This window comes from Albidovulum marisflavi, from assembly GCF_025751435.1.
In the GTDB taxonomy this organism is placed as follows: domain Bacteria; phylum Pseudomonadota; class Alphaproteobacteria; order Rhodobacterales; family Rhodobacteraceae; genus Albidovulum; species Albidovulum marisflavi.
In genome coordinates this window covers 230927-255097 of record NZ_JAOWKY010000001.1, presented here as the reverse complement: position 1 = coordinate 255097, position 24171 = coordinate 230927, and the positions used below count along the sequence as shown (strand labels likewise).

Annotated in this window: 23 protein-coding genes and 1 tRNA gene; 9 read left to right on the top strand and 15 right to left on the bottom strand. The window is 66.5% G+C overall.

Annotated elements, in window-relative coordinates:
* Nucleotides 1–3 precede the first annotated feature (3 nt).
* The 7 genes from addA to regB form a co-directional block, all read right to left on the bottom strand.
* The gene (gene addA, locus OEW28_RS01310) at nucleotides 4–3390 is read right to left on the bottom strand and encodes a double-strand break repair helicase AddA (RefSeq protein WP_412174767.1); all 3387 of its coding nucleotides are present in this window, start codon (nucleotides 3388–3390) and stop codon (nucleotides 4–6) included.
* Nucleotides 3387–6341 carry a double-strand break repair protein AddB gene (gene addB, locus OEW28_RS01305; protein WP_263732925.1) on the bottom strand — a complete coding sequence of 985 codons (2955 nt, stop codon included), beginning with the start codon at nucleotides 6339–6341 and terminating at the stop codon, nucleotides 3387–3389. Before addB ends, addA begins: the two co-directional genes overlap by 4 nt.
* On the bottom strand, nucleotides 6334–7017 hold the full coding sequence (locus OEW28_RS01300) for a nucleotidyltransferase family protein (protein WP_263732924.1): 684 nt from the start codon (nucleotides 7015–7017) through the stop codon (nucleotides 6334–6336). The genes addB and OEW28_RS01300 overlap by 8 nt, the downstream gene beginning before the upstream one ends.
* On the bottom strand, nucleotides 7002–8015 hold the full coding sequence (locus OEW28_RS01295) for an aminoglycoside phosphotransferase family protein (protein WP_263732923.1): 1014 nt from the start codon (nucleotides 8013–8015) through the stop codon (nucleotides 7002–7004). The genes OEW28_RS01300 and OEW28_RS01295 overlap by 16 nt, the downstream gene beginning before the upstream one ends.
* Nucleotides 8002–8517 (bottom strand): tRNA (adenosine(37)-N6)-threonylcarbamoyltransferase complex ATPase subunit type 1 TsaE, encoded by a 516-nt coding sequence (tsaE, locus tag OEW28_RS01290; RefSeq protein ID WP_263732922.1) that lies wholly within the window; start codon nucleotides 8515–8517, stop codon nucleotides 8002–8004. Before tsaE ends, OEW28_RS01295 begins: the two co-directional genes overlap by 14 nt.
* 58 nt (nucleotides 8518–8575) lie before the next feature.
* Nucleotides 8576–10144 carry a PAS domain-containing protein gene (locus OEW28_RS01285; protein WP_263732921.1) on the bottom strand — a complete coding sequence of 523 codons (1569 nt, stop codon included), beginning with the start codon at nucleotides 10142–10144 and terminating at the stop codon, nucleotides 8576–8578.
* A 90-nt stretch (nucleotides 10145–10234) separates the two neighbouring features.
* Nucleotides 10235–11623: a sensor histidine kinase RegB gene (regB, locus tag OEW28_RS01280; protein WP_263732920.1), complete on the bottom strand. Its 1389-nt coding sequence runs from the start codon at nucleotides 11621–11623 to the stop codon at nucleotides 10235–10237.
* A gap of 81 nt (nucleotides 11624–11704) precedes the next feature.
* Here regB and OEW28_RS01275 point away from each other — a divergent pair, with 81 nt between their 5' ends.
* The 3 genes from OEW28_RS01275 to OEW28_RS01265 all read left to right on the top strand — a co-directional run bounded on the left by OEW28_RS01275 (nucleotide 11705) and on the right by OEW28_RS01265 (nucleotide 13354).
* Nucleotides 11705–12337: an SCO family protein gene (locus tag OEW28_RS01275; protein WP_263732919.1), complete on the top strand. Its 633-nt coding sequence runs from the start codon at nucleotides 11705–11707 to the stop codon at nucleotides 12335–12337.
* Nucleotides 12338–12400: 63 nt separating this feature from the next.
* Nucleotides 12401–12955 (top strand): ActR/PrrA/RegA family redox response regulator transcription factor, encoded by a 555-nt coding sequence (locus OEW28_RS01270; RefSeq protein ID WP_263732918.1) that lies wholly within the window; start codon nucleotides 12401–12403, stop codon nucleotides 12953–12955.
* Nucleotides 12956–13060: 105 nt separating this feature from the next.
* Nucleotides 13061–13354 (top strand): H-NS histone family protein, encoded by a 294-nt coding sequence (locus OEW28_RS01265; RefSeq protein WP_412174787.1) that lies wholly within the window; start codon nucleotides 13061–13063, stop codon nucleotides 13352–13354.
* Nucleotides 13355–13390: 36 nt separating this feature from the next.
* Here the strand turns inward: OEW28_RS01265 and OEW28_RS01260 are convergent, their stop codons facing one another.
* Entirely contained in the window at nucleotides 13391–13981 is a 591-nt protein-coding gene (locus OEW28_RS01260) for an HD family hydrolase (RefSeq protein WP_263732916.1), read from the bottom strand.
* Nucleotides 13978–14451, bottom strand: coding sequence for a GNAT family N-acetyltransferase (locus OEW28_RS01255; RefSeq protein WP_263732915.1), 474 nt, complete (start codon nucleotides 14449–14451; stop codon nucleotides 13978–13980). Before OEW28_RS01255 ends, OEW28_RS01260 begins: the two co-directional genes overlap by 4 nt.
* 154 nt (nucleotides 14452–14605) lie before the next feature.
* On the opposite strand from OEW28_RS01255, the gene ahcY reads away from it, so the two are divergent.
* Together ahcY and OEW28_RS01245 are read left to right on the top strand one after the other, a co-directional pair.
* Entirely contained in the window at nucleotides 14606–16000 is a 1395-nt protein-coding gene (gene ahcY, locus OEW28_RS01250) for an adenosylhomocysteinase (RefSeq protein ID WP_263732914.1), read from the top strand.
* A gap of 90 nt (nucleotides 16001–16090) precedes the next feature.
* Nucleotides 16091–16432, top strand: coding sequence for a DUF2853 family protein (locus OEW28_RS01245; protein ID WP_263732913.1), 342 nt, complete (start codon nucleotides 16091–16093; stop codon nucleotides 16430–16432).
* 205 nt (nucleotides 16433–16637) lie between these two features.
* On the opposite strand, the gene OEW28_RS01240 is transcribed toward OEW28_RS01245, so the two are convergent.
* From OEW28_RS01240 to tsaD, 5 genes are read right to left on the bottom strand one after another with little or no spacing between them, the layout of a single operon-like run.
* Nucleotides 16638–17030, bottom strand: a complete 393-nt coding sequence (locus OEW28_RS01240) for a DUF1761 domain-containing protein (RefSeq protein WP_263732912.1) — start codon at nucleotides 17028–17030, stop codon at nucleotides 16638–16640.
* Nucleotides 17031–17085: 55 nt separating this feature from the next.
* On the bottom strand, nucleotides 17086–17499 hold the full coding sequence (locus OEW28_RS01235; RefSeq protein WP_263732911.1) for an EVE domain-containing protein: 414 nt from the start codon (nucleotides 17497–17499) through the stop codon (nucleotides 17086–17088).
* Nucleotides 17499–17768 (bottom strand): YciI family protein, encoded by a 270-nt coding sequence (locus OEW28_RS01230; RefSeq protein WP_263732910.1) that lies wholly within the window; start codon nucleotides 17766–17768, stop codon nucleotides 17499–17501. The genes OEW28_RS01235 and OEW28_RS01230 overlap by 1 nt, the downstream gene beginning before the upstream one ends.
* A 2-nt stretch (nucleotides 17769–17770) precedes the next feature.
* Nucleotides 17771–18736 (bottom strand): NAD(P)H-dependent glycerol-3-phosphate dehydrogenase, encoded by a 966-nt coding sequence (locus OEW28_RS01225; protein ID WP_263732909.1) that lies wholly within the window; start codon nucleotides 18734–18736, stop codon nucleotides 17771–17773.
* Complete coding sequence (gene tsaD / locus OEW28_RS01220; protein ID WP_263732908.1) at nucleotides 18733–19827, bottom strand: tRNA (adenosine(37)-N6)-threonylcarbamoyltransferase complex transferase subunit TsaD; 1095 nt, start codon at nucleotides 19825–19827, stop codon at nucleotides 18733–18735. Before tsaD ends, OEW28_RS01225 begins: the two co-directional genes overlap by 4 nt.
* Before the next feature lie 73 nt (nucleotides 19828–19900).
* Between tsaD and OEW28_RS01215 the strand changes: the two genes are divergently transcribed.
* The 4 genes from OEW28_RS01215 to OEW28_RS01200 all read left to right on the top strand — a co-directional run bounded on the left by OEW28_RS01215 (nucleotide 19901) and on the right by OEW28_RS01200 (nucleotide 23649).
* On the top strand, nucleotides 19901–20629 hold the full coding sequence (locus OEW28_RS01215; RefSeq protein ID WP_263732907.1) for a uroporphyrinogen-III synthase: 729 nt from the start codon (nucleotides 19901–19903) through the stop codon (nucleotides 20627–20629).
* A 69-nt stretch (nucleotides 20630–20698) separates the two neighbouring features.
* Nucleotides 20699–21967, top strand: a complete 1269-nt coding sequence (locus tag OEW28_RS01210) for a COG4223 family protein (protein WP_263732906.1) — start codon at nucleotides 20699–20701, stop codon at nucleotides 21965–21967.
* Nucleotides 21968–21977: 10 nt separating this feature from the next.
* Nucleotides 21978–23465 carry a heme biosynthesis protein HemY gene (locus OEW28_RS01205; RefSeq protein ID WP_263732905.1) on the top strand — a complete coding sequence of 496 codons (1488 nt, stop codon included), beginning with the start codon at nucleotides 21978–21980 and terminating at the stop codon, nucleotides 23463–23465.
* Nucleotides 23466–23573: 108 nt separating this feature from the next.
* Nucleotides 23574–23649, top strand: a tRNA-Thr gene (locus OEW28_RS01200).
* An 85-nt stretch (nucleotides 23650–23734) separates the two neighbouring features.
* Here OEW28_RS01200 and OEW28_RS01195 read toward each other — a convergent pair.
* Nucleotides 23735–24163, bottom strand: a complete 429-nt coding sequence (locus OEW28_RS01195; RefSeq protein ID WP_263732904.1) for a YqaA family protein — start codon at nucleotides 24161–24163, stop codon at nucleotides 23735–23737.
* Nucleotides 24164–24171: the final 8 nt, after the last annotated feature.

The following is a 24171-nucleotide window of genomic DNA, read 5'->3' as shown; positions in this document are numbered from 1 at the left end:
ACGTCAAGCTGTTGTGGTCGATTGCAGTGCCGCCCGCACGATATCGGTAGGCAGCTCCATCAGCTGACCCGTCCGCGTCCACAGGATCGCGGTCTGGACGGGCCGGTCGGGATAGATTGCCGACAGCATCTGTCCGTAGGCGCCCATCTGGCGCAGGATCCCGTCGGGAACGGTTTCGGGGCGGTCGGGAACGCTGGCGTTCGACTTGTAGTCGATGGCCAGAACCCTGTCGGCCTCGACCAGCAGAAGGTCGATGGTCCCGTGAAGCTGGCGACCGCCCAGTTCGGGCAGCGCAGCCGTCAATTCGACCTCGCGCAGGCCGCGCGCCAGGATCGGGGCCAGCGCCGGGCTGTCGAGAACGCTGGTGGCCTCGGCAAGAAGGGTTTCGGATTCAGAGGGATCCGCGTCCGTTTCCGCCGCCAGAAGCGCCTCGGCGATATCGGGCCAGTCGGCGCGCGGCCAAAGCGGCAGGTGCTCCAGAAGCAGATGGATCAGGGTGCCGCGGCGCATTGCCAGTTCCTCATCCAGCCCGGCGTCGCCGGCAAGCGCCTTGGCCCCGCCAAGAGCGGAGGGCGAAAGCGCCAGCGCCGCGTCCGGCGCGGACGGCGCCGGGGCCAGAAGCCAGCGCGGCGGCGTCGGTGGAGTGTCCGGGGCCTGTGGCGCGCCTGGCTCGGAAGAGACGGGCAGGGGCCATTCGCCAAGCTCGAATCGCTTGCCGGGGCCGAAGTCCCAGGCCGCCCCGTCCGCCCGCGCGGGCGCCGCCCCGGCCTTGTCCACCGCGGCATCTATCAGCGCGTACCAGCTGTCTTCGCCCGCGCCGGTTTCACCCGCGGCACAGACGATAAGCCAGCTTTCCGCGCGCGTCATCGCGACGTATAGAAGCCGCATCCGCTCTTGCCGCTGGCGGTCCCTGAACTCGTCCCTCAGGTCCGAGATCAGGGCGGGGCTTTCGGCGGCGGGCGTCTTCCACAGCGCGATCCCCTGCCCGGTCACGTAGATTTCATCCCGGGACTGCTCGCCGCGCCGGGCGGTGTCGGGAAGGATGACGATCGGCGCCTCCAGCCCCTTGGCGCCATGAACGGTCATCACGCGGATTGCACGGCTTGCGCTGTCGAGCCTGCGCTTCACCTCCACCTCGTCCGTCTGCATCCAGACAAGAAAGCCGGTCAGGCTCGGGACCTCGGTCCGCTCATAGGACAGGGCCTGCGCAAGAAGCGCGTCGATCCCGTCCTCGGCCTCCGGTCCCAGCCGCGCGAGCAGGCGCTGCCGCCCGCCATGCCGGGTCAAGATCCGTTCAAGCAGTTCGTAGGGGCGCAGGAAGTCGGCCCATTTGCGCAGATCATCCAGAACGGCCAGCGTCTGCGGAAACGCGTCGCGGCGATTGCGCAGGGCCTCCCACAGATAGACCTTGGCAGGGCGCTTGTGCGCCAGATCGTAAAGCTGTCCTTCGGTCCAGCCGAACAGCGGCGAGCGCAGGGCCGCCGCCAGTGACAGGTCATCTTCCTGAAGGGCAAGGAAGCTCAACAGCGCCGCAAGGTCCTTGACCGCCAGCTCTCCACCCAGCTTCAGCCGGTCGGCGCCGGCGATTTCGAGCCGCTCGGCCTTGCAGGCGCGAATGATCTCGGCGAACAGGGGACCGCGCCGTTGGACGAGGATCAGGAAATCGCCCTCGTGGATCCGGCGCGGGCCGCTCTTTTCCAGAAGCGTCGTGCCGGCATCGATCATCCGCCGGATCTCGGCGGCGATCTTGCGCGCCAGGACCACGTGCTCATGCGCGTCGGGCAGGATGTCCACGGGGTCGTACCATGCGTCTGGCGCGACCTTTTCCGGCTTGGGGATCGGGTCCCACAGATCAACCCGGCCGGGCTTGCCGGCGTGGAAGGCCAAGTGACGGGGCGCACCGCCAAGGCCATGGTTCGTCTGGTCGCCGAAGGTCAGGTCCACGACGCGCAGGATCGCATCGGCCGACCGGAAGGAGTGCAGAAGCTCCATATCCTCCATCGCGCGGCCAAGCGCCGCGAACTTGGCGGTGAAATGGTTGCGCATACCGTCGAATTCCTTCAGGTCCGCGCCCTGGAAGGAATAGATCGACTGTTTCTTGTCGCCGACGACGAAGATCGTGCGCAGCGTTCCGCGCGCGCCCTCGCCGGCCGTGAACTCCTCGGTCAGGCGCTCGATCACCTTCCACTGCGCGGGGCTTGTGTCCTGTGCCTCGTCCACCAGCACGTGGTCGATGCCGCCATCCAGGCGGAACAGGACCCAAGAGGCCACTGACCGGTCCCCCAGAAGCGCGGCGGCACGGGTGATCAGGTCGTCGAAGTCAAGCCGGCCCTGCCCCGCCTTTCGGGCCGCGTAGCGTGGCAGGAACGCCCCGGCGAAGCGGTGCAGGGCCAAGGTCCGTTCGGCGGCGCCAAGGGCGATCCGCAGGTGGCGCGCCGCTTCGACCCGCTCCATCAACGCGTCAAGCTCGGGCATCAGGGCCGCGGCCTTGCCTTCGCGCAAGCCCTTCGTGGGAAAGCTGCCGATCTTGGCGCTGAAGGGGGCCTTCGCACCTTCGCCTGTCAGCAGAACGGATTCCAGAACGGTAAGCACGTGTTCATCCGGCGCCGCGAAGTTCGCCGCGGCCAGTTTCGCCGCGGCCTTCGCATCGTTGGGCCCGCTGGCGGCAAGCAAGGGGACGAGGACGCCGAAGAGCGAGGACTCGCTTCCCTTGAACACCTCGGCCAACAGCGCCGCGCGGTCGAAGCCCGCCGGCAGGGCGAACAGTTCAAAGACCTCGGCCCGCGTCAGCGGCTGGGCAAAAGCGTCACTGTTTCGGCCCAGATCGGCCAGGAAGGGGTCGATGTCGTCGCCCGAAACCAGCGAGGCAAGGGCGTCGACCGCCCCTATGTCGTCGCCCGCGGCAAGCTCCTCGACGATTTCGGCGCGCAACAGCGCTGCGGTGCGGTCGTCCATCTCGGTGAAGTCGGGGGACACGCCCGCCTCGACGGGAAAGCGGCGCAGAAGCGCGGCGCAGAAGGAGTGGATCGTCTGGATCTTCAGGCCGCCAGGCGTTTCGATCGCGCGCGCGAACAATCTGCGCGCCCGGGCCAGCGCTTCGGCGTCGACCGGTCCCGTCGCACCAAGGTTGGCCAGCGCCGCCCGAAGCTGGGGCTCGGGCAGCATCGCCCATTCGCCCAGCCGCCCGAAAAGTCGGTTCTGCATCTCGCTTGCAGCGGCCTTGGTGTAGGTCAGGCACAGGATGCGCTGCGGTTCGGTGCCGTCAAGCAGCAGCCGGGCCACGCGGTCGATCAGTACGCGCGTCTTGCCCGAGCCGGCATTGGCGGACAGCCAGGTCGAGGCTTCCGGGTCGGCAGCGCGGACCTGTGCGCGGGTGGCGTCGTCCATCATCCGACCTCCTGCGGGTCCGGGGGGTCGCCCATTTCCCATTCGCCGAAGCGCGCCAGATGGTCATAGTCGCCCTCGAACCGGCTTTCGAATACGGCGCGGCGCGCGGCGTACCCGCGATCGCGCCGCTGGTAGGCGCGGATCAGCCTGACAAGGCCGTCCCAGGTCGCCGCCAGCGCCTCGGTCCCGACATCCGCCGGTCGGTCTTCGGACCTTCCGCCCAAGGAGACATAGGTGGCGCCTTCGACCTCGCGCGGGCCAAGCTCTGCAAAGGCGCCCCGCTCGGCCATGAGCGCCTCAAGCTGCAATTGCTTGTCGAAGTGCTTCTGCTGGGCAGGTGTCGGCGGTGTGCCTGACTTGTAATCGTAAAGATGAACCCGCCCGTCCTGCAAAAGGTCGATCCGGTCTGGCTTCGCCGTCAGGGTGAAGCCAAGTTCCGGGATGGGCAGGCGGTGCTTTTCCTCAAGCACGGCAGGCGTGCCTCTGCCCGCGCGCTTTTCCTCGGCGCCGACGAAGCGGTCGGCGATGCGATCCACGCGGGCAAGCCAAAGCCGCTGCGCGGAGGGCCAGGGGATCGTGTCGCAGAGCAATCGCCTGGCGACTTCCATCAGCCGCGCGCGTGCCGCGACAGGTGTTTCCCCTTCCGGACGGCCCCGGATGAAGGCTTCGACGATGTCATGCAAAACCTCGCCGCGCTTGCGCGCGTCGGGCTCGGCGCGCAACGGGTCAAGCTTGCGCAGCCTCAGGATGCGTTGCGCGTAGATCGCGTAGGGGTCGCGGATCAGTGTGCGGATCGCGGTCACAGGCAGCTCGGACGGGCGCACGTCGACCGGTGGTTGCGGCGCGGGGCGCGGGGCGGGCGTGGCCTGCTGCGGGGTTTCCAGCGCCTCGGCCAGCCTGACCAGCGCCTGGCCGCGTCCGGTCATGGCCGCCAGCGCCTCTGGCCCGCCATTCCCCGGCAGTCCTGCCAGCAGGTTCGTGAGCCGTGCCAGCCAGCGCGAAGGGATGGTTTCCGCCTCGTCATCCCGTGTGGCGCGGGACAGCACGACCAAGGGCGCGGCTGCAGCCTGCTGGAAATCGTGGGCCGACAGGCCGACACGGCGCTCGGGCAGAAGAAGCCCTGCCTTCAGCCGCATCTGCCGCGAAAGCCAGGGATCCGGGGCCGGCAGGGACGGCCAGATGCCCTCGTTCAGCCCCGCCAGAAGCACGAGCTCGGCACCCTGAACGCGCGCCTCGAGCGTGCCCCAGATCGCGATTCGCGGATGGGTTCCCTCGGGCTTTCGCGCCATCTCCGATGACAGGATGCCGGCGATCAGCTCGCCGTAATGCTGCGCGGAATAAAGGCCGGCGCCATCGGCCTCTCGTGCCAGGCCGTCCAAGGCGAGCCGCGCCGCACGCCCTGCCTCATCCCGCCACAGCCCGCTTGCCGTAACGTCACCCCCCGGCCCCCCGGCCAGCGTCTCGGCAAGGGCCAGATGCGCCGCGACCCGGTCCGCCAGCGGCAGTTCGGCCGGATCATCCAGCCCGCGGATCGCGTCAGCCAGCCATTCTGCCCAGGCGATGCGCAGGGGTTCGCCCTTGGCCCTGGCCCAGGCGACAATGTCGAGCCCTGCGGGATACGGCGGGCCTGAGCGGCGGATCTTGAGCTCCAGGTCGCGCGTGAAGCGCAGGTGATTTCCACGGTCGCCCGATCCTGTTGCCGTCAGAGGGTGCTTGAGCAGAACCAGCAGCGCCTCGGCGCTCAGCTTGCGGCCAAAGAGGCCCGCGACATGGCGCAGGAAACGGCCCGGCGCCGTCTGGTTCAGCGGTTCGCCCGCGCTGTCGTCGGGGGATATGCCCCAGCGTGCCAACGCCGCGGTAACCCGCCGCGCGAGGGTCCTGTCGGGCGTGATCAGAGCTGCGCGGGTGCCCTGCTCGGCCGCTTCGCGCAGGCGAAGCGCCAGCGCCAGCGCCTCGGTGCGGGGTGACGGCGCCTCGATCAGCGTCAGGGCTTCCGTCGCGCTGGGCAGATCGCCAAGGTGCGCGCCCTCGGCCATCCACTGGTCGGTGACGGGCGCCGGTCGCAGCGCCAGGGACAGAAGCCGGTTGCGCGCCGGATCGGGGGCCGCGTGTTCCGCCCATGGGGGGATGTCCCAGGGCGCCAGGTCCAGATCGTGCGCGAGCTTCAGGAAGCGGTACTGCGGATGATCCTCTGCCGGCGCCGCCCCGCCCTCAAGGCAGGTCCATGCGGCGGTGGGCATGTCGAAATCCAGTCCCGGCAGCACGATCGCCCCCTGCGGCAGCCGCGCCACCGCCGCCATGAACAGGGCCGTCGTTCCGCGCGACCCGGTAGATCCTGCGACGATGACGGGATGTTGGGGCGGAATTTCGCGCCAGCGTTGGGCAAGCGTGGTGATGATCCGGCGTTGCCGTGCTTCGGGGCCAATCGACGTTTCGGCTGAATCAGAGACGAAGTAGCGCCCTATGATGCGCAGGAAGGCCAGGCTGCGTTCCCAGTGGGCCGCGTGGTTTTCAACCAGCGCCGGGTTTTCAAGCGCCGCAGGCGTGATGCCCTCGCCCTCCATCTCTTCCAGAAGCCGGGCAAGGCTGTCGGCCAGTCCGAAGACCGGAGTGCCCGGCGCGAAATCCGGCAGGCGGGTCACCAGGCCGCGGACAAGTTCTGCCAGTTCAAGCCGGCGCCGCAGCGGTGGTGCGGCGGGTGGAAGCCCTGCCAGCGGATCGCGGCCAAGGTCGGTGACCAGTCTGAGGCGCGGCAGAAAGCGCGCGCCGTGGTCGTCGAACAGCGATCGAACGCGCCGCTGCATCCGGGCCGTGTTGAGGTAAAGGTCCACCCGCGCCATCGCCTCGGGCGGCTGGTCGGCCATGCGCGCGATCAGCCCCTCGACCAGCCGGGCCGGGAAATCCGCGCCGGGTGGCAGGGCGAAAACTCGGGGCGACGAAGCCGGTTCAAACATCGCGGTCAGACTGGAGCATCGATTCCGCCAGCGCAATACTTTCCGGGCGGCCGACATCGCACCATCCGCCTCGATGGAGCGTGCCGAAAAGCGTGCCTGAGGCGATCATCTCGTCCCAGACCGGGTTGATTGAAAAGGCGCCGGCCTTGCGGGCAGCGAAACGCGGTGTGCTGAGGATCTGCGCCCCTGTGTAGACATAGGTCGTCCCGCGCGTCAGCCGCCCGGCGTCGTCCATGTCGAAATCGCCCTTGCCGGTGTGGCCGGTGGCCGCCTCGCGCCGGACCAGAAGCAAAAGCCCCTCGGCCCCGTCGCGCCAGGCGGCGCGAAGCTCCGACAGCGGATTGGCGCCGGTCCAGACCGCGTCCGTGTTCAGCGTGAAAACCGGATCGGCGTCCAGAAGCGGCAGCGCGCGGGCCAAGCCGCCGCCGGTTTCCAGAAGCGCGTCGGTTTCGTCCGAGATCAGGACGGGCTGTCCCGCAAGGTGGGTCCGGATCTGGGGGGCCAGGTAGTGGACGTTGGCGACGATGCGACCGACACCAGCGGCGCGCGCAAGATCAAGCGCGTGATCCAGAAGCGCACGGCCCGCGACCGTGATCAGCGGCTTTGGGCGGTTGCTGGTCAACTCGCGCATCCGGGTGCCAAGCCCGGCCGCAAACAGCATCAGGGCGTCGGGCATGGTGAATGGTCCTTGAGACGCGCGAGGTCAGCGTTGGTCGGTTCAGGCAGGTGGGCAAGCGTCTGGGCTAGCTCGCCAAGCGCGGGGTGGGCAAGGTTGCGTGCAAGATATCCCCAGACCCGCGGCATGAACTCCAGGTACCGGGGGCGGCCCAGGTGCAGGCAAAGCCGCGCGAACACCGCAAGGATGCGCAGGCTGCGCTGCGCGCCCAGAAGGGCGTAGATCGCGCCGAATTCGTCCCTGTTCCAGCCGGAATCGCCCGCGAAGCGATCGATCATCGCCGCCTCGGTCAACTGGCTTACATCGCGGCGCGCGTCCTGCAGAAGCGAGACGAGGTCATAGGCCGGATGCGCAGCCACGGCGTCCTGGAAATCCAGAAGACCCAGTCGCGCAATTCCGGATCGGTTGGGCAGCCAGAGCAGGTTCTCAGCGTGGAAATCCCGGAGCGATACGACCATCGGGCGATCGCCGGCAAGGCCGCGGTAAAGCCGGACGAAGGTGTCGGGCAGCCCAGCGACCGTGTCGGGTGCAGCCCCCATCGCGGGCAGATACCATTCGCCGACCCATCCCAGCAGCGCCGCCAGCGCCGGCCCGTCGAGAGGCTGAAGGAAATCGGGAACCCTGCGCTTGCCCAGGTCGGCGAGGAAATCGACAGCGAGCGCATAAAGCGCAGGTTCCCGAGACGGATCCGCCGCGGCAATGCGCGCGAGCAGGTCGTCCCCAAGATCCTCGAGCAGAAGGAAACCGCTGGCCGCATCCTCGGCCAGAAGACGCGGGGCAGAGTAGCCTTGGGCCAGCAACCAGGATGCCATCCGGGTGAAGCGGCTGACGTCCTCTCCCTTTTCAGGCGGCGCGTCCATCAGGATCGCGCTGCGTTCGCCAAGGAGAAGACGCTCATACCGACGGGCCGACGCGTCGCCCGCAAGCGCGCTGCGCCCGGCATCGGCCCAACCGGCGGCGCGCAGGAACCCTGTGGTGGCGCTGTCACGCCCGGCCATGCTGCGCCTCCGTGCTGACGATGGCCAATATCTGTAGCGCTCGACCGCCATCGGCGCGGATCACCAGCCGCCGCGTATCATCGGGCAGCGCCTCGAACCGCAGGGACAGGGCGCTTTCGGGCCGGAACGGACCCAGTCGGTCAGGCCATTCGACAAGGCAGATCGCGGTGCGAAAGGCGTCATCCAGCCCAAGTTCCCATATCTCGTCCGCGCCGGACAGCCGGTACAGATCGGCATGCCAGATTTCCACGTCACCGGCGTCGTAGGTCTGGACGATGGTGAAGGTGGGGGAAGGGACATCCTCGTCCAGTCCGATCGCCTGAAGGCGCGTTCGGATCAGTGCGCGGGCGAAATGGGTCTTGCCTGCGCCGATATCCCCTTCAAGCAGGATCGTGTCGCCACCGCGCAGCAACGGCGCAAGGCGGCGCGCCAGGGCCTCGGTCGCCTGGGCGTCCGGCAGGCGAAGCTCGATCCGGGTCGGATGGTCGGTGTTGGGATCCATGCGCCGACTTTTAGCCGAGCGTGCGTTGGCGGCAAGCCGATTGCTGAGACCTGCCGCGTCAGAGCGCCGGCAGGGGCAGCATTCGGGAACGGGCCGCCGGCTTCGTGGCCGTTGCGGCGTTCGTGTCGAACGACAGCATCGTCGCCCCGCCGCCAAGCGGCGTCGCGCTGACCAGGATGCTCGTGCCGACAAGCGTGCGCACCGTTCCCGACCAGGTTTCGCGCGCGTCAAGATCCGACAGGTGACGCAGCAGCGCTTCCCAGACCGGTGAGGGATCTGTCTGCGCCTGCCATAGCGCGATCATGTCGGCAACATCCACCGGAGCAACTGCAAGCGTCGCGTCGAACCCCCAAAGCCCGGAAAAGGCGCTGTTCGACAGCGTCATCACGCCGGCAGCGGAAAACACCGCGATCGCCGTTTCCAACTGGTCGAATACCTCCTGACAGGTCTGAAGCTCGGCCCGGAAGCGTCGGGTCAGCGAGATGTCCGCGCTGACATCCGCGAACCACAGCGCAAGCGCGCCGTCAGGATGCGGATGGGCGGTGACCCTGTAGGTCACGCCCGAGGGCAGGTTCCAGGTGTCCTCGTAATGGCCCGATGCCGCGGCGCTCTCGATGTCCGCGATTTCCTGACGCCAAGTATGATAATTGCGCGGCTCCGGTATCATGCGCTGGTCCCGAAGGCGGTCGAAGAACGCGTGAAACTGCGGCCGCGTCATCAGAAATTCGGGCCGCAGATCAGTCAGGTCGGCCAAGGCTGGATTGAATAGCACGAGCTGGCGCTTGCAGTCGAAGACGGCAAGGCCGATCGGCAGTCCGGCAAATGTCTTGGCAAGCGTCTGCATCATCTCTTCACGGGTCGTCTCGGCCTGCACCAGCGCATCGGCTGGCAGCGCGACGTGAAGATCGGCGCGGGGAAGCGCCACGGTCTCGATCTGCAGCCAATGCGACGGGCTGCCGGCCAGCCGCAGCCGCCGGGGTTCTTCGGAGCGCGCGGGCGGGGCGCGATCCAGAAGGTTTGGCAGCGGCCAGGCTAGTTCGTCTTCGCTGCAGCCCGCCGAAGTGGCAGCGACCGCGACGTAGGCGCGGTTGACCCACAGCACGGTTCCGTCTGCCGATGTGCGCCAGATGGGCAGTGGCAGCGCGTCAAGGGTCTCGCGCAGGCAGTCAAGTTCCTCTTGCTGAGCGCGTCGGCAGGAAACGTCGGGCGCCGGCTCATCCTGCGCGCCGCCCGGAATGTACGCCAGCCTCAGCAGCAGGGACTTGCCGCCCGTGATCTCAAGCGTGCCGCCGTCCTTCGCGCGCAAGGTAAGTCCCCCTGCCCCTGCCCCGTTTTCAAGGGCCGGGGCAAGATCGGCAAAACGCGGAGCAAGATAGGCCATCAGGCGCAGCCAGTCGCTGGGCCCGGCGGGCAGAGAGCACAACAGCGAACACGCCGAAGAATTGGTGTCGACCAGCTCGCGATCCTCGAAGAGGAAGACATGAGGCTTCGGGTGGGGGCCTGGATCACTGGCCTGCTGACGGACCCGGCGCCAGTCTTCGAAAAGGATAAGCGTCAGAACAGCCGTAGCAGCTGCCGCAAAGGCGGAAGCCGCCACGATGACCGCGAAAACGAGCGCCGGGGACATGATCCACACCCTCTTCCAACCCCCGGCTGCGAGGGTTCATGCGAATGGGTTAACAGGTGCTTAACCAACCAAGGCTTTTTCGTGGTATTCTCAATGCCTTAAGTTTTCACCGAGCGGACCTGAAGATGGCTGCCCAATGCGTGAAAGCGGCCAAACCACCTCGACGATGGCGCCGCAGCGCTCGGGGCGCTCGGCCTCTGCCAGGAACGGATCGCTCCCGTTGGCGAAGGTGATCTCGGCGCCCGTCCGCTCAAGCAGTGTCTTGGCGATGAACAGGCCCAGCCCCATCCCGTCGTATTCCGGTCGTCCCGGCGCGGGTTCGGCGGGCCGCCGGCGGATGAACGGATCCCCGATCCGTCCCAGAAGATGTGGCGGAAAGCCATTGCCGTCGTCCACGATCCTCAGCACCAGGCGCTCCGCGCTCCATCTTGCCTCGACCCAGACCGTGGCGCGCGCGAAGTCCACGGCGTTCTGGATCAGGTTGCGCAGCCCGTGAATGACTTCAGGACGCCGGCGGATCGTCGGTTCCCGGTCCGAGCCGCCCGCCGCCGGTGAAAGCTCGAACCGGACGTCGCGGCCGCGATCGAGGTGCGGTTCCGCCGCCTCGCGCAGCACGGCGGAAACGGGGGCCGCGCGCAGGTGGAGGTCGTCCTTTCCGGCGCGCCCCATCGACCGAAGGATCTCGGCGCAGCGGTCGGCCTCACGCCGTATCAGAAGCGCGTCGTCGCGCTGCTCGGGACGGTCGTCCAGCTCATCGGCCAGCTCCGCGCTGACGAGCTTGATGGTGGCAAGCGGAGTTCCCAGCTCATGCGCCGCGGCTGCGACGACCCCGCCCAGGTCGGTCAGCTTCTGCTCGCGCGCCAGCGCCATCTGCGTCGCCAGCAGCGCCCGGCTCATCGAGCGTATCTCGGACGCGACGCGGCCCGCGTAGATCGACAGGAAGGTGACGCCGATGACGATCGCCAGCCAGTGGCCGAGGCTCAGCATGGCGGGTGTCGCGATCTCGACCCCTGCGTCGGTGCGCAAGGGAAGGTGGAACCATGCGACCATCGTGACGACCGCGATGGTCACGAGCGCGATAGCGACGCTTGACCTGGCGCCAAGCACGGTGGCGCCAATTGTCGCAGGCGCCAGGATCAGAAAGGCGAACGGGTTCGATAGTCCGCCGGTCAGGGACAGCAGGACAGCAAGCTGCGCGGTATCGAAAAGCAGGCTTGCCAGCGTCTGGCCTTCGGACAGACGCTTCGTTTCGGGGAACACCGTGATGGCGGCCATGTTTGCCGCAATCGCCAAGCCAACCAGCAGAAAACAAGGGCCAAGCGGTATCGCAAGGTTCAGGGGACCCGAGGCGACGGTCAACGCGGCAACCTGTCCCGCGATGGCGGCCCATCGCAGAAGGATCAGCGTTCTCAGGCGGACGCGGACGCCCTGGAATTCGACAGGAACGTCGCGTTCGTCCTGCGGATGTGAACTGGTCATCCTGCCCCCGGCACTGGAAAACGGGTCACGAGCTTGATAGTTGCAGTCGGCAAGCCAATCAACGTAGCCGAGGCGGATAACATGTCCATTTCCCCCAGCCGTATCGCCATAGCGTCAGGGTCAGCCATCGCGATCCTGCTGGTGGGTATCTTCGCCGTGACGCAGCAGCACGGCAGCGATCCCTTCGCGAACTGCCGTCAAAGTGTCATCGCAGGCGGCTCCGGCGCGGTCGGCGGCGCCTTCACGCTGGTGGATGAGGATGGCAGGACGGTCACGGACCGCGACGTCCTGACAAAGCCCAGCCTCGTCTATTTCGGCTACACGTTCTGTCCCGATATCTGCCCGGCCGACATGGGGCGCAATGTCGAAGCGGTCGATGTGCTTGACGAAATGGGCTATGACGTTACGCCTGTCTTCATCTCGGTCGATCCACGCCGCGACACGCCCGAGGTCCTGAAGGAATGGACCGATTACCTTCATCCGCGCCTGATCGGCCTGACCGGGACCGAGGCACAGATCCGCGCCGCGGCCAACGCCTACAAGACCTATTACAAGGCGCCGGAAAACCCGGATGACGACTATTACCTGGTCGATCACATGACACAGACATACCTCATGCTGCCCGGTCAGGGTTTCGTCGAATTCTATTCGCGCGAAACATCGTCCCAGAAGCTGGCCGAAAGCGTCGCATGCTTCGTGGACGCGGCCCGGTAGGGGCATTTGACCGGCGGGGGTATTGCCCCTAGAACGATCTTGTCAGCAGCAACCGAGGGCGGCATGGCCGAAGACGAATTTGCGGAATTGGGCGCGGACCGGACCCTGCTTCTTGTCGATGACGACGCGCCCTTCGTTTCGCGCCTTGCCCGCGCGATGGAAAAGCGGGGCTTCCTGCCCGAGACGGCCGAAAGCGTCGCTGCGGGCAAGGCCGCGGCGATGGCGCGTCCGCCCGCCTACGCGGTGGTGGACCTGCGGCTTGAGGACGGGAACGGGCTGGACGTTGTCGAAGCCCTTCGCGAACGGCGGCCTGATTGCCGCGTCGTGGTGCTGACCGGCTACGGGGCGATCGCCACCGCCGTAGCGGCGGTTAAAATCGGGGCCACCGACTATCTTTCCAAACCCGCCGATGCGAATGACATCACGAACGCGCTTCTGGCCAGGGGGGAAATGCTGCCCCCGCCGCCGGAAAACCCGATGTCTGCCGATCGTGTTCGATGGGAACATATTCAGCGGGTTTACGAACTGTGCGATCGGAACGTATCCGAAACCGCAAGGCGTTTGAACATGCATCGCAGAACGCTTCAAAGAATTCTCGCAAAGCGCAGTCCGAAATAAATTCGCAACGAAAAGGTTGCAATTAATCGGACTTAATGGAAGTTAATTGCACGTCAGTAAAACTGACCTGCGAGGAGGATTGTTTTGTCTGTCGACCTTACCAACATGTCTCTGAAGGAACTCAAGTCGCTTCAAACCCAGGTGGCGCGCGCGATTGACGAGTTCGAGCAGCGCAAGAAGAAAGAAGCCCTTGCCGCTGTTGAGGAAAAGGCGAAATCCCTTGGCTTTTCGCTCAACGAGCTCTTGGGTGCGGCGCCTGTTCGCAAACGCGCGCCTGCGAAACCCAAATATGCCAACCCCGCGAATCCATCTGAAACCTGGACCGGCCGCGGCCGCAAGCCGCGCTGGGCCGAAGCCGCGTTGAAGTCCGGAAAATCTCTGGAAGATCTTGCGATCTGAACACTTGCAACGGCGCCCGTAAAAGGAAGCGCCTTTTCAACTCTCGTCCAGAAGCGCGGTGAATCTTTTCAGGAATTCCGCCCGTACCTCGACCGGGGGCCGTAAGACGATGCGGACCGGTCCGGTCAGCGGCAATTCTGGCTGGCCAAAATACCGTCTTGCCTCGCTCTCGGTAAAACCTGCGATCTTCACGGCTTCGTGCCAGGCAGAGATGCGGTCGGCGCGCTTGATCTGTTTCTTGATCAGCAACGGAAGGACGGCGGGCAGTCCGAAACGCAGATGCACCGCCGCCGTCAGCCGTTCGTCAAGCGCACCGTAGCCGGGGCCGACCGCCGCCTTCACCGGGCTGATCATGTCACCAATCACGTATTCCGGCGCATCGTGCAAAAGCGCCGCAAGCCGCCAGCGTGCGGCAATGCCGGGATTCAGCCGGGTAAAGATCCGCTCGACCAGAAGCGAATGTTCGGCCACCGAATAGGGCCAGTCCCCCAGCGTCTGGCCATTCCATCGCGCGACGAAGGCCAGGCCGTGGGCGATGTCCTCGATCTCGATATCCATCGGCGTCGGATCCAGCAGATCAAGCCTGCGGCCCGAAAGCATCCGTTGCCAGGCGCGGGGCTGTTTCAATTCGCGACCGCCTTGCTCATCGTCAGTTCCGTGACCCGGAATCCAGCCGTTTCATAAAGCGCCACGGCGGCAGGATTGTCGCCGAAGACGTGCAGGCCGAGGCATGTCGCGCCAAGTTTGCCGGCGATTGGATCAAGCGCGGCAAGCACGGCCTGGCCGTATGCTTTGCGACGATGCGGATCGTATATGCCGATATCGTAGATGAAGCACTCCACCCTTCCCCATTCACGCCTGATCGCGATCCACAGCCAGCCCACGACATTGCCTTCGTGGTTCTCTGCGCTGAACACATACGCATCGGGGGTCGCCATGCCGTCAGGCAGAAGCCTGTCGAGGGAAGCGTCCGCAAGCCTCCGCGCCTCGTCCGGCGATATGCCGTGTGCCCGTTGCAGGTCCGCCGCGTAGCCGTCGCGCGACATCACGCTCCAGTCGGCAAATTCGATTTCGGTCATCGGACGAAGGGTCACCATTGCGCATTCCCAGGACTTGTCAGGCTCGACGGCGGCGACTGTCGTTCTGGCGGGCGGGCCTGTCAACACGGGTGGGTGCCGGAAACACGCATGTTGCCCCGTTTGGCTTCGGGTGTTATCTGACCGGTCAAATTCGATCGAAGGAGTATGGCCGATGGCCAAGGACTATGTCGTGCGCGACATCGCGCTGGCGGGCTACGGCCGCAAGGAACTCGACATCGCCGAAACCGAGATGCCGGGCCTGATGGCGCTGCGCGAGGAGTTCGGAACGACGAAGCCGTTGAAGGGCGCGCGCATCGCGGGATCGCTGCACATGACGGTCCAGACGGCGGTCCTGATCGAGACGCTAAGGGCGCTTGGCGCCGATGTCCGCTGGGCATCGTGCAACATCTTTTCCACCCAGGACCACGCCGCGGCGGCGATCGCCGAGGCCGGCATTCCGGTCTTCGCCATCAAGGGCGAAACGCTTGAGGAATACTGGGCCTACACCGACCAGATCTTCCAGTTCCCGGAAGGTGCCTGCAACATGATCCTCGACGACGGCGGGGACGCGACGCTTTACATCCTGCTGGGCGCGAGGGTCGAGGCGGGCGAAACCGGGCTGATCGAGGTGCCCACCTCGGACGAGGAAATCTGCCTCTTCAACCAGATCAAGAAGCGCCTGAAGGAAAGCCCGGGCTGGTTCACCAGGCAGCGCGACGCGATCCGTGGCGTGTCCGAGGAAACCACTACCGGCGTCCATCGCCTTTACGACCTGCACAAGAAGGGCCTTCTGCCCTTCCCGGCGATCAACGTCAACGACAGCGTCACCAAGTCGAAGTTCGACAACAAGTACGGCTGCAAGGAAAGCCTGGTCGATGGCATCCGCCGCGCGACCGACGTGATGATGGCGGGCAAGGTCGCCGTCGTCTGCGGGTACGGCGACGTGGGCAAGGGGTCCGCCGCCAGCCTTCGCGGTGCGGGTGCGCGCGTGAAGGTGACCGAGGTGGATCCGATCTGCGCGCTGCAGGCGGCCATGGATGGGTTCGAAGTCGTGGTGCTGGAAGACGTCGTGCATGACGCCGACATCTTCATCACCACCACCGGCAACAAGGACGTGATCCGCATCGAGCACATGCGCGAGATGAAGAACATGGCCATCGTCGGAAACATCGGCCATTTCGACAACGAGATCCAGGTCGCCGCGCTGAAGAACCACAAGTGGACCAATGTGAAGGACCAGGTGGACATGATCGAGATGCCGTCGGGCAACAAGATCATCCTTCTGTCCGAAGGGCGTCTTCTGAACCTCGGCAACGCGACGGGCCACCCGTCGTTCGTGATGTCGGCCTCCTTTACCAACCAGGTCCTGGCGCAGATCGAGCTGTGGACCAAGGGGGCGGAGTACAAGCCCGGGGTCTACATCCTGCCCAAGCACCTGGATGAAAAGGTCGCGCGGCTGCATCTTGCCAAGATTGGCGTCAAGCTGACCCAGCTTCGCCCCGAGCAGGCCGACTATATCGGCGTGACAGTCGACGGACCCTACAAGTCGGACCACTACCGCTACTGAGCGGATGGAACCCGGAAACCCCTGCTTCGGCGGGGGTTTTTTCTTGCGACGGATGCGATCCGATCTATCCTTCTGGCCGGAGGAACGCCCATGGGCCGAAGGGAGGCTTTGATCGCGCTCTATGCCGCCGAGCTCAGCGGCAAGTGCGGCCTTGACCCCGACATGCCGTTGCTGGAACGGGTGGTGGACGGCTGTGGGCCCACGATCTTCGTGCCTGACGGTGGGATCGTCGATGTGGACAGCCCCGCAGAACTGGCGCGGATACGCCGCAATTTCCTTGTGCGCAAGCTCGCCCTGCCCGATGGGCACGATCTGCCAGAGGCGATCCGGGCGGCGGTCGAGATGTACGGCGCGGCAGGCGACCCGAAGTATCGTGCGGTGCTGTACTACATGCTGGTCGTGCAACTTGGGGCCGAGGCGCGGCATCCCTGACCAAGACGCGATCCTTACGCAAGGGTTAACGCAATCCCTTGATTTCGTTTATCATTGTCCTGAGATTGCGCTTGCCGCGGCGACGGTGCGACCCTACGATCGACCGCAACAGGCCAGTACGGCCGAGACCGATTGTCGCGGATGGTGCAGGGGTGCGCCGGGGTGGCAGGGGTCCCGGACCGTGTGCCCGGGACCCCGCTGAAATTCAGAACAGACCCAGCACCGCGCCAATGATCGCGCAGCCAAGGATGGCGTATCCCCCGTCGATCAGCGTCAGGGAGCCGGGCCGGCGCGCGTAGGCATAGTTGATCAGGATCCAGGGCGCCGCGATAAAGGCGCCAAGGCCCAACCCTGCGACCAGCCCGGCGCCGAACCCGTCGACACCAGCCATTCCGAAAATGTGCCGCATCATGCCCGCAACCAGAAGCATGGCGACGGCCGAGAGGATGAAGGGCGTGATGCTCCGTTGCAGCGGCCTGCCGTTTTCGTCACAAGCGACACCCGCCGCCGTCATCCACTGCCGCGACAGCGACATGTACCACACCGCGCCAAGCGCATAACCCGCCGCCGCCGCGATAAGCACGCTGAGAAGGGACATGATGGAACCTCGTACTGTTTCGTGGCGCCATCATGCCTTGCCGTCGCGCGGCGGTCTACAGACCTGCGAGTTCGCAGATCACCTTCCATTCCGCGTCGGTCACCGGCTGGACCGACAGGCGGGTATTCTTGACAAGCGCCATGTCGGCAAGCCGCGGTTCCGCCTTTGCCTCTTCCAGCGTGATGGCGCGGGGCAAGGGCCGGATGGCGCGGATGTCGACACATTCCCACCGGGGGTCGTCGGTGGATGAGTCCGGGTGGCACTCGGCCGAAACTTCGACGATGCCGACGATCTCCTTGCCGATGTTGGAGTGGTAGAAGAAGCCCTTGTCGCCCAGCTTCATCGCCCGCATGTTGTTGCGCGCCTGGTAGTTGCGCACGCCGGTCCATTCCTCGCCCGCGTCGCCCTTGGCGACTTGCTGGTCCCAGCTCCAGGCGTCGGGTTCGGACTTGAAAAGCCAGTACGCCATCAGCCGATGACCCTTTTCCATTCGGTGACGCTGACGCTGTCGAAAAGGCCCGCGATGCCATAGGGGTCGCCTGCCACCCACGCGTCGGCTGCGGCGCGATCCGCGCAATCGAGGATCACGAGAGAGCCGCACATCTGGCCATCTTCGATCAGCGGGCCGGCCAGCGCGACGATGCCGGTTTGTTCGATATAGGCCAGATGCCCGGCGCGGTTGTCCAGACGTGTCTGCAGGTGGCCGGGCTTGTCACGGCAGATGACGGCGAAGTGCATGGTCATTCCTTCTTCAGGGGACGGGAAAGCAGCGCCTCGACGGCCTGCGGAACGGAAACATGGCCACCGACAAGCGCGGCGACCATCCGGGTGATGGGGATGTCGATGGCCATGCGTCCGGCGACGACGCTTGCGGCCTCGGCGGTCGCCGCGCCCTCGACGGTCGTGGTGGTGTCGAAGGGTTCGCCCGCGCCAAGCGCCTGGCCGAAGCGGAAGTTGCGCGACTGGGCCGAGGTACAGGTCAGCACCAGGTCTCCGAACCCCGACAGTCCCGCAAGGGTTTCGGGCCGCGCGCCAAGGGCAAACGCCAGCCGGCTCATCTCGGCAAAGCCGCGCGTCATCAGGGCCGCACGGGCGCTGTCGCCCAGCCCTGCGCCGCTGACGACGCCTGCGGCGATCGCGATGACGTTCTTCAAGGCGCCACCCAGTTCCGCCCCGGCCGTGTCCTCGGTCCGGTAGAGTCGCAGAACGGGCGTCGAAAGTTCCGCCTGCAGCGCCTCGCCGGCCCTTGGATCGGCGCAGGCCAGAGTCAGTGCGGTCGGCAACCCGCGCGCGATGTCTGCGGCAAAGCTGGGCCCGGTCAGGATCGCCGGGGTCGCCTTGGGGCATGCCGCGGCGATGATCGCCACGGGTCCGCGGCCCGAAGCAAGGTCGATCCCCTTGCAGCAGGCCACGAGCATTCGCCCGTCCAGCGCCCCCGCATGGTCGTGCAGGAATGCGTCAAGCCGCTGCATCGGCACGGCCAGAAGGATCGTGCTGGCCGCCAGAAAATCTGCGATTTCGGCCGAAACAGTGACGTTCTGGGGCAGTTCCGCGCCCGGCAGGCGCCGGTCGTTACGCCGTGTCGCCTGCATTGCGGCGGCATGGCCTGCATCGCGCGCCCACAGGCCAACCGCGTCACCGTTGCGCGCCAGCGCAACCGCAAGCGCCGTGCCGAATGCCCCCGCGCCCAGAACCGCGATTGTCATGCCTTGGCCCCCTTCTTGCCCGCGCCAAGCATCGGCGCGCTGCGACGGTCAAGCGGCCAACGCGGCCGCGCCGACAGACTCAGGTCGTCGCGAAGACCCAGCCGGAACCGTTCGATCCCGGCCCAGGCGATCATCGCCGCGTTGTCGGTGCAAAGCGAAAGCGGCGGTGCCAGGAAGCGCACCCCACGTTCTGCCGCCACCTGCTCAAGCGCCGCGCGGATCGCCCTGTTCGCGGCGACACCGCCCGCGACGGCAAAGGCAGGTTGCGCCGGCGCCTCGTCCAGATAAAGGTCCAGTGCGCGTGCCGATTTTGCCGAAAGGACGTCAACCACCGCCGCCTGAAAGCCCGCGCAAAGGTCGGCGCGGTCCTGCTCGGTCAGGCCGCCCTTTTCCGCCACCACGCCGTCACGCGCGCGCAACAGCGCCGTCTTGAGGCCCGAAAAGGATAGGTCCACCCCAGGACGGTCCAGCAGCGGGCGCGGAAAGGCAAAGCGCGCGGACTTGCCCTCTGCGGCCCTGGCCTCGACCGAGGGGCCGCCCGGCTGCGGCAGCCCCAGAAGCTTTGCCGTCTTGTCGAAAGCTTCGCCCGGCGCGTCGTCGATCGTGCCGCCGAGGCGCGTGAAGTCCTCCACCCCACGGACAAGCAGGAACTGGCAATGCCCGCCGGAGACCAGAAGCATGAGGTAGGGGAAGGACAGCCCGTCCGTCAGGCGCGGCGTCAGCGCGTGCCCTGCCAGGTGATTGACGCCGATCAGGGGAAGACCCGCCGCAGCGGATATCGCCTTGGCGCACATGACCCCGGCCAGGACGCCGCCGATCAGGCCGGGTCCGGCCGTGACGGCCACGGCATCCAGATCGGCCAGCGCCACGCCCGCGTCAGACAGCGCCTGTTCGACGCAGGTGTCTATCTTCTCCGCATGCGCGCGCGCGGCAATCTCGGGAACCACGCCCCCGAAGGCCGCATGCAGGTCGGTCTGGCCCTCGACCACCGAGGACAGGATTTCGGGCTGGTTGCCCACAAGTCGGACGACACCGGCAGCGGTGTCGTCACAGCTGCTTTCAAGCCCTAGAATTGTGATCGTTTCGCCCATGATCCTGCCGGTTGCGCGACCTGCTTCTGGCAGGTAACACCCAGACAGGCTCCATACAATCCCGGGGGCCCGAATGGGGGGCGCGATTATCCGGCCGACGCTGATCCTGACACGGCCCGCCTCGCAGGCCGCGGCCTTCGCCGGCGCCTTTCGGGCCCGCTTTGGCGCCGATTGGCCCATCATCACCTCTCCGCTGACCGAGATCCGCTACCTGACGCCCGCGATGGACCTGACCGGATGCGAGGCGGTGATCTTTACCTCGGCCAATGCGGTCGAGGGGTTTCGGCGCCTTTTTCCAAGCACGAATTTGCCCGCGCTCTGCGTGGGCGCGCGCACCGCGCAGGCGGCGCGCGCGGCGGGGTTTCAGGCCACCGAAGGCCCAGGCGACGCGCAGGGGCTGGCACGGCAGATCATCGCGTCGGCGCAGGCCCGCCGACTGGCATATCCGCATGGCGCCGAGATCGCGTTCGATATCTCGGGTATGCTTGAATCGGCCGGAATAGAGACTGTTTCTGCCGTCGTATACGATCAGACACGCGTGGCGCCGTCGGTCGAGCTGCTTCGCGCGCTAGGGGCGCGTGAACCGCTTCTGCTGCCCCTGTTTTCGCCTGCGTCGGCGCGGCGCGCGTCAGCTGCCATGTGTGATGTGTCCGCCCCCCTTTACATCGCCGCGATGAGCGATCGGGTTGCCCAGGCGGCCCGACCGCTGGCCCATGCTGCGCTTGAGGTGGCGGCGCAGCCGGACGCTGGCGCGATGCTGGACGCGCTGGCCGCGCTTATCGCCGCAGCCGGTTCGGCTTGAGGCGGGCCCAAGTGGTGGCTAGATTGAAGAAAGCGGGCCCTTGGCCGGCGTAGCGATCGGGAGGCACGATTGGCCAGAAAGAAAAGCTCCGAAACCCCGGATGATGCCCAGGCCCCGATCGACACCGAAGCGCCTGAGGTCGCGGAACCTGTTGCAGACACCTCGGTTGCAGACGCCGACGTGATGCCTGAGGCGACGGACGAACCCGTGGAACAGGCTCCCCTGGGCGAAGACATGCCGGACGAAGCGCCTGTCGCGACGGTTGATGAAGCAGCCGAGCGCCCCGCGCGATCCGGTGGCGGATGGTTCGGCACCGTTCTGGGCGGCGCCGTGGCGGCCGGCATCGGGGCGGGCGCCGCCTATTACGTCCTGCCGCAACTGCAGCCCGGGGGCGACATGCAAGGGCAGCTCGCGGTGCTCAAGGCGCAGCTTGGCACGCAGGATGCGGACATCTCGGCACTTGAAACGCGGGTCGGCGCGATGGCTCCGGGTGCGTCGACTGAGGACATGGCGGCGCTTGATGACCGGGTGTCCAGCGCGCTTGCCCAGGCCGAGGCGGAGCGCATCGGCTTTGCCGAAGCGTTGTCGGCCCTGACGCAGCGCGTCGATGCCTTTGACGAACGCCTGACGGCGCTTGAACGCGCCCCGGCATCCGGCGGTGGTGTGTCGACGGCGGCGATCCAGTCGTTCGAGCGCGAGATCGCGACGCTCAGGGCCGAGATCGAAGGCCAGAGGTCCGAAAGTTCCGCCATCGAAAGCAGGGTTGCCCAGATCGCGGAAGAAGCCGAAAGCCGTCTGGGCGCCGCCGAAGAGGAAGCCGCCCGGATTCGCGCCCAGGCCGAGGCAGAGGCAAAGCGCAGCCTTGCACGCGCGGCGCTCAGCCATCTGCGGGCAGCCATGGAAAGCGGCGCGGCGATAGATGGCGCGCTTGCCGATCTTGCCAGCGCGGGCGTGGAGGTTCCTTCTGAGCTTGGCGAACAGGCCAAGGGGGTTCCGACCAGCCAGCTGCTTCTGGCACGCTTCGAAACCGCATCGCGTGACGCCCTGTCGGTGTCCTTGCGCGAAACCGCGGGCGACGGCTGGCTGGACAAGATCACCGCGTTCCTGCGCAGCCAGTCGGGGGCGCGGTCGCTGACCCCGCGTGCGGGGGACGACCCCGATGCCGTGCTTTCGCGGGCCGAAGCGGCCTTGCGGGCCGGGGACATCGCCGGGGCGATAGACGAAATCGGCAATCTGCCTGCGGCGGGCCAGGCGGTCATGGGGGAATGGATCGGACTTGCGCAGCGGCGCATGACGGCGCAGGCTTCGCTTTCCGCGCTGGCGCAGGCCGTCGAGTGAGGGGTGCACGATGATCTGGTCCTTCATCAAGATCGTGGTTTTCGTCGCCGTGGTGGCGGCGCTTACGCTTCTGGCAGGGCACCTAGCCGATCAGGGCAGCGGGTTGCGTCTGATCGTGGCCAATACCGAATTCACGCTGGGCCCGCTTCAGGCCGCGATCGCGGCGGTGCTGCTGGTCATCCTGGTCTGGATCGCGCTGAGGATCCTTGGTCTGCTGATCGCGACGCTGCATTTCCTGAACGGTGACGAAACCGCGATCAGCCGCTATTTCAACCGCAATCGCGAGCGCAAGGGGTTCGAGGCCCTTGCCGAGGGCATGATGGCGATCGCGTCCGGTGACGGGCGGGTGGCGATGGCCAAGGCCGCGCGTGCGGAAAAGTTCCTGGGACGGCCGGAGCTGACGAACCTGCTTACGGCGCAGGCCGCCGAGCTGGCGGGCGATACGCGCCGCGCGACGGCTGTCTACAAGCGTCTGCTGGCCGACGACCGGACCCGGTTCGTCGGTGTGCGTGGCCTGATGATGCAGAAGCTGGGCGAAGGCGACACGGAAACAGCGCTGAAGCTGGCGGAAAAGGCGTTTTCGCTGAACCCCCGAAGCGAAGACGTGCAGGACACGCTTTTCCGGCTTCAGACCGGAACGGGCGACTGGCGTGGCGCGCGAAAGATACTGAGCGCCAAGCACAAGCAGGGGCTTCTGCCCCGCGACGTCCACATTCGCCGCGACGCCGTGCTGGCCCTTCAGGAAGCGCGCGAGGTCTTTGACGAGGAGGCCTCGATCGAGGCGCGCGAAGCCGCCATAGCGGCAAACAAGGCCTCGCCTGACCTCATACCGGCCGCAGCGATGGCGGCGCGCGGCTACATCGAAAAGGGCAAGCCGAAGCTTGCCCACCGGATTCTGGTCAAGGCCTGGTCAGAGCAGCCGCACCCTGATCTGGCGGCGGCCTTCGCGGCGATCGCACCAGACGAGACCCCGCAGGAGCGTCTGAAGCGCTTCGAAGCACTGATTGCCGCGCGGCCGGATCACGAGGAAAGCCGGCTTCTCAAGGCGGAACTGAACATCGCCGCCGAGGACTTCCCGGCAGCGCGCCGCGCGATGGGCGCGCTGGCCCAGGCCCACCCGACCGCGCGGGCGCTGACGATCATGGCGGCGATCGAGCGCGGAGAGGGATCACCCGAATCCGTGGTGCGGGGATGGCTTGCACGGGCGCTGACCGCAAGCCGCGGCCCCCAGTGGGTCTGCGACAAGTGCCACAACATCGAGTCGCAATGGTCCCCCGTCTGCAACAATTGCGGTGGTTTCGACACCTTTACCTGGCGAGAACCCGAGGAAAGGGGTTCCGGCATGACCGCTGGCGCGGCCGTCCTGCCGCTGATCGTCGGCGAACGGGCAAGAAGCGCGCCCGAGCCGCGCGACCGGATCGCCCCCGCCGCGGATTACGTCGTTGATGACGAGGCCGTGGACCAGCTGGAGGCGGAGCAGGAAAAAGACGAAAAATAGGGCTACACACTTTAGTCCGATGGTGCTATCAGCCCGCCCACGGTTCGCCCGAGATACGTCTCAAGGCGGAGCCGCCACCTGCAGGCACGTTCGCCTGCATGGGGAAGTGCCGGTGTAGCTCAGCTGGTAGAGCACGTCATTCGTAATGATGGGGTCGGGGGTTCGAGTCCCTTCACCGGCACCAGTTACCAGAAAGAAGCCATGCAACGCCAAGAGCTTGCATGGCTTCTTGGTTTTGGCCCTGATGCGACTGTCGCGCGCGGCGCCGGTCAGTGCCAGGCCAGCGCGGCGCCGGCCAGAGCCAGGTAGCGGCCGCCTTTCGCCACTGTCACCACGATCAGGAAGCGCCAGAGCGGCTCCCTCATCGCGCCGGCAGCAAGCGTCAGCGGATCGCCTATGATGGGTAGCCAGCTTCCGAACAGGCTTGCCCAGCCCCAGCGGGCATATGACGCCTGTGCCCGCGCTACCTGCGTCGTTGAAAACGGAAACCGTGGATGGCCGGCGAAGCGGGTCAGGAAGCGCCCGAGTCCCCAGTTCACGACCGCGCCAAGGACATTGCCCGCAGTCGCCACCGCCAGCAGGACCCCGACGGGGTGGGAACCGGCCAGCAGCAGTCCAGTCAGGACAGCCTCGGACTGCGCGGGCACAAGCGTGGCTGCGAGGAACGCGGCAAGAAACAATCCGGTGAGTGCGATCACAGTGCGGG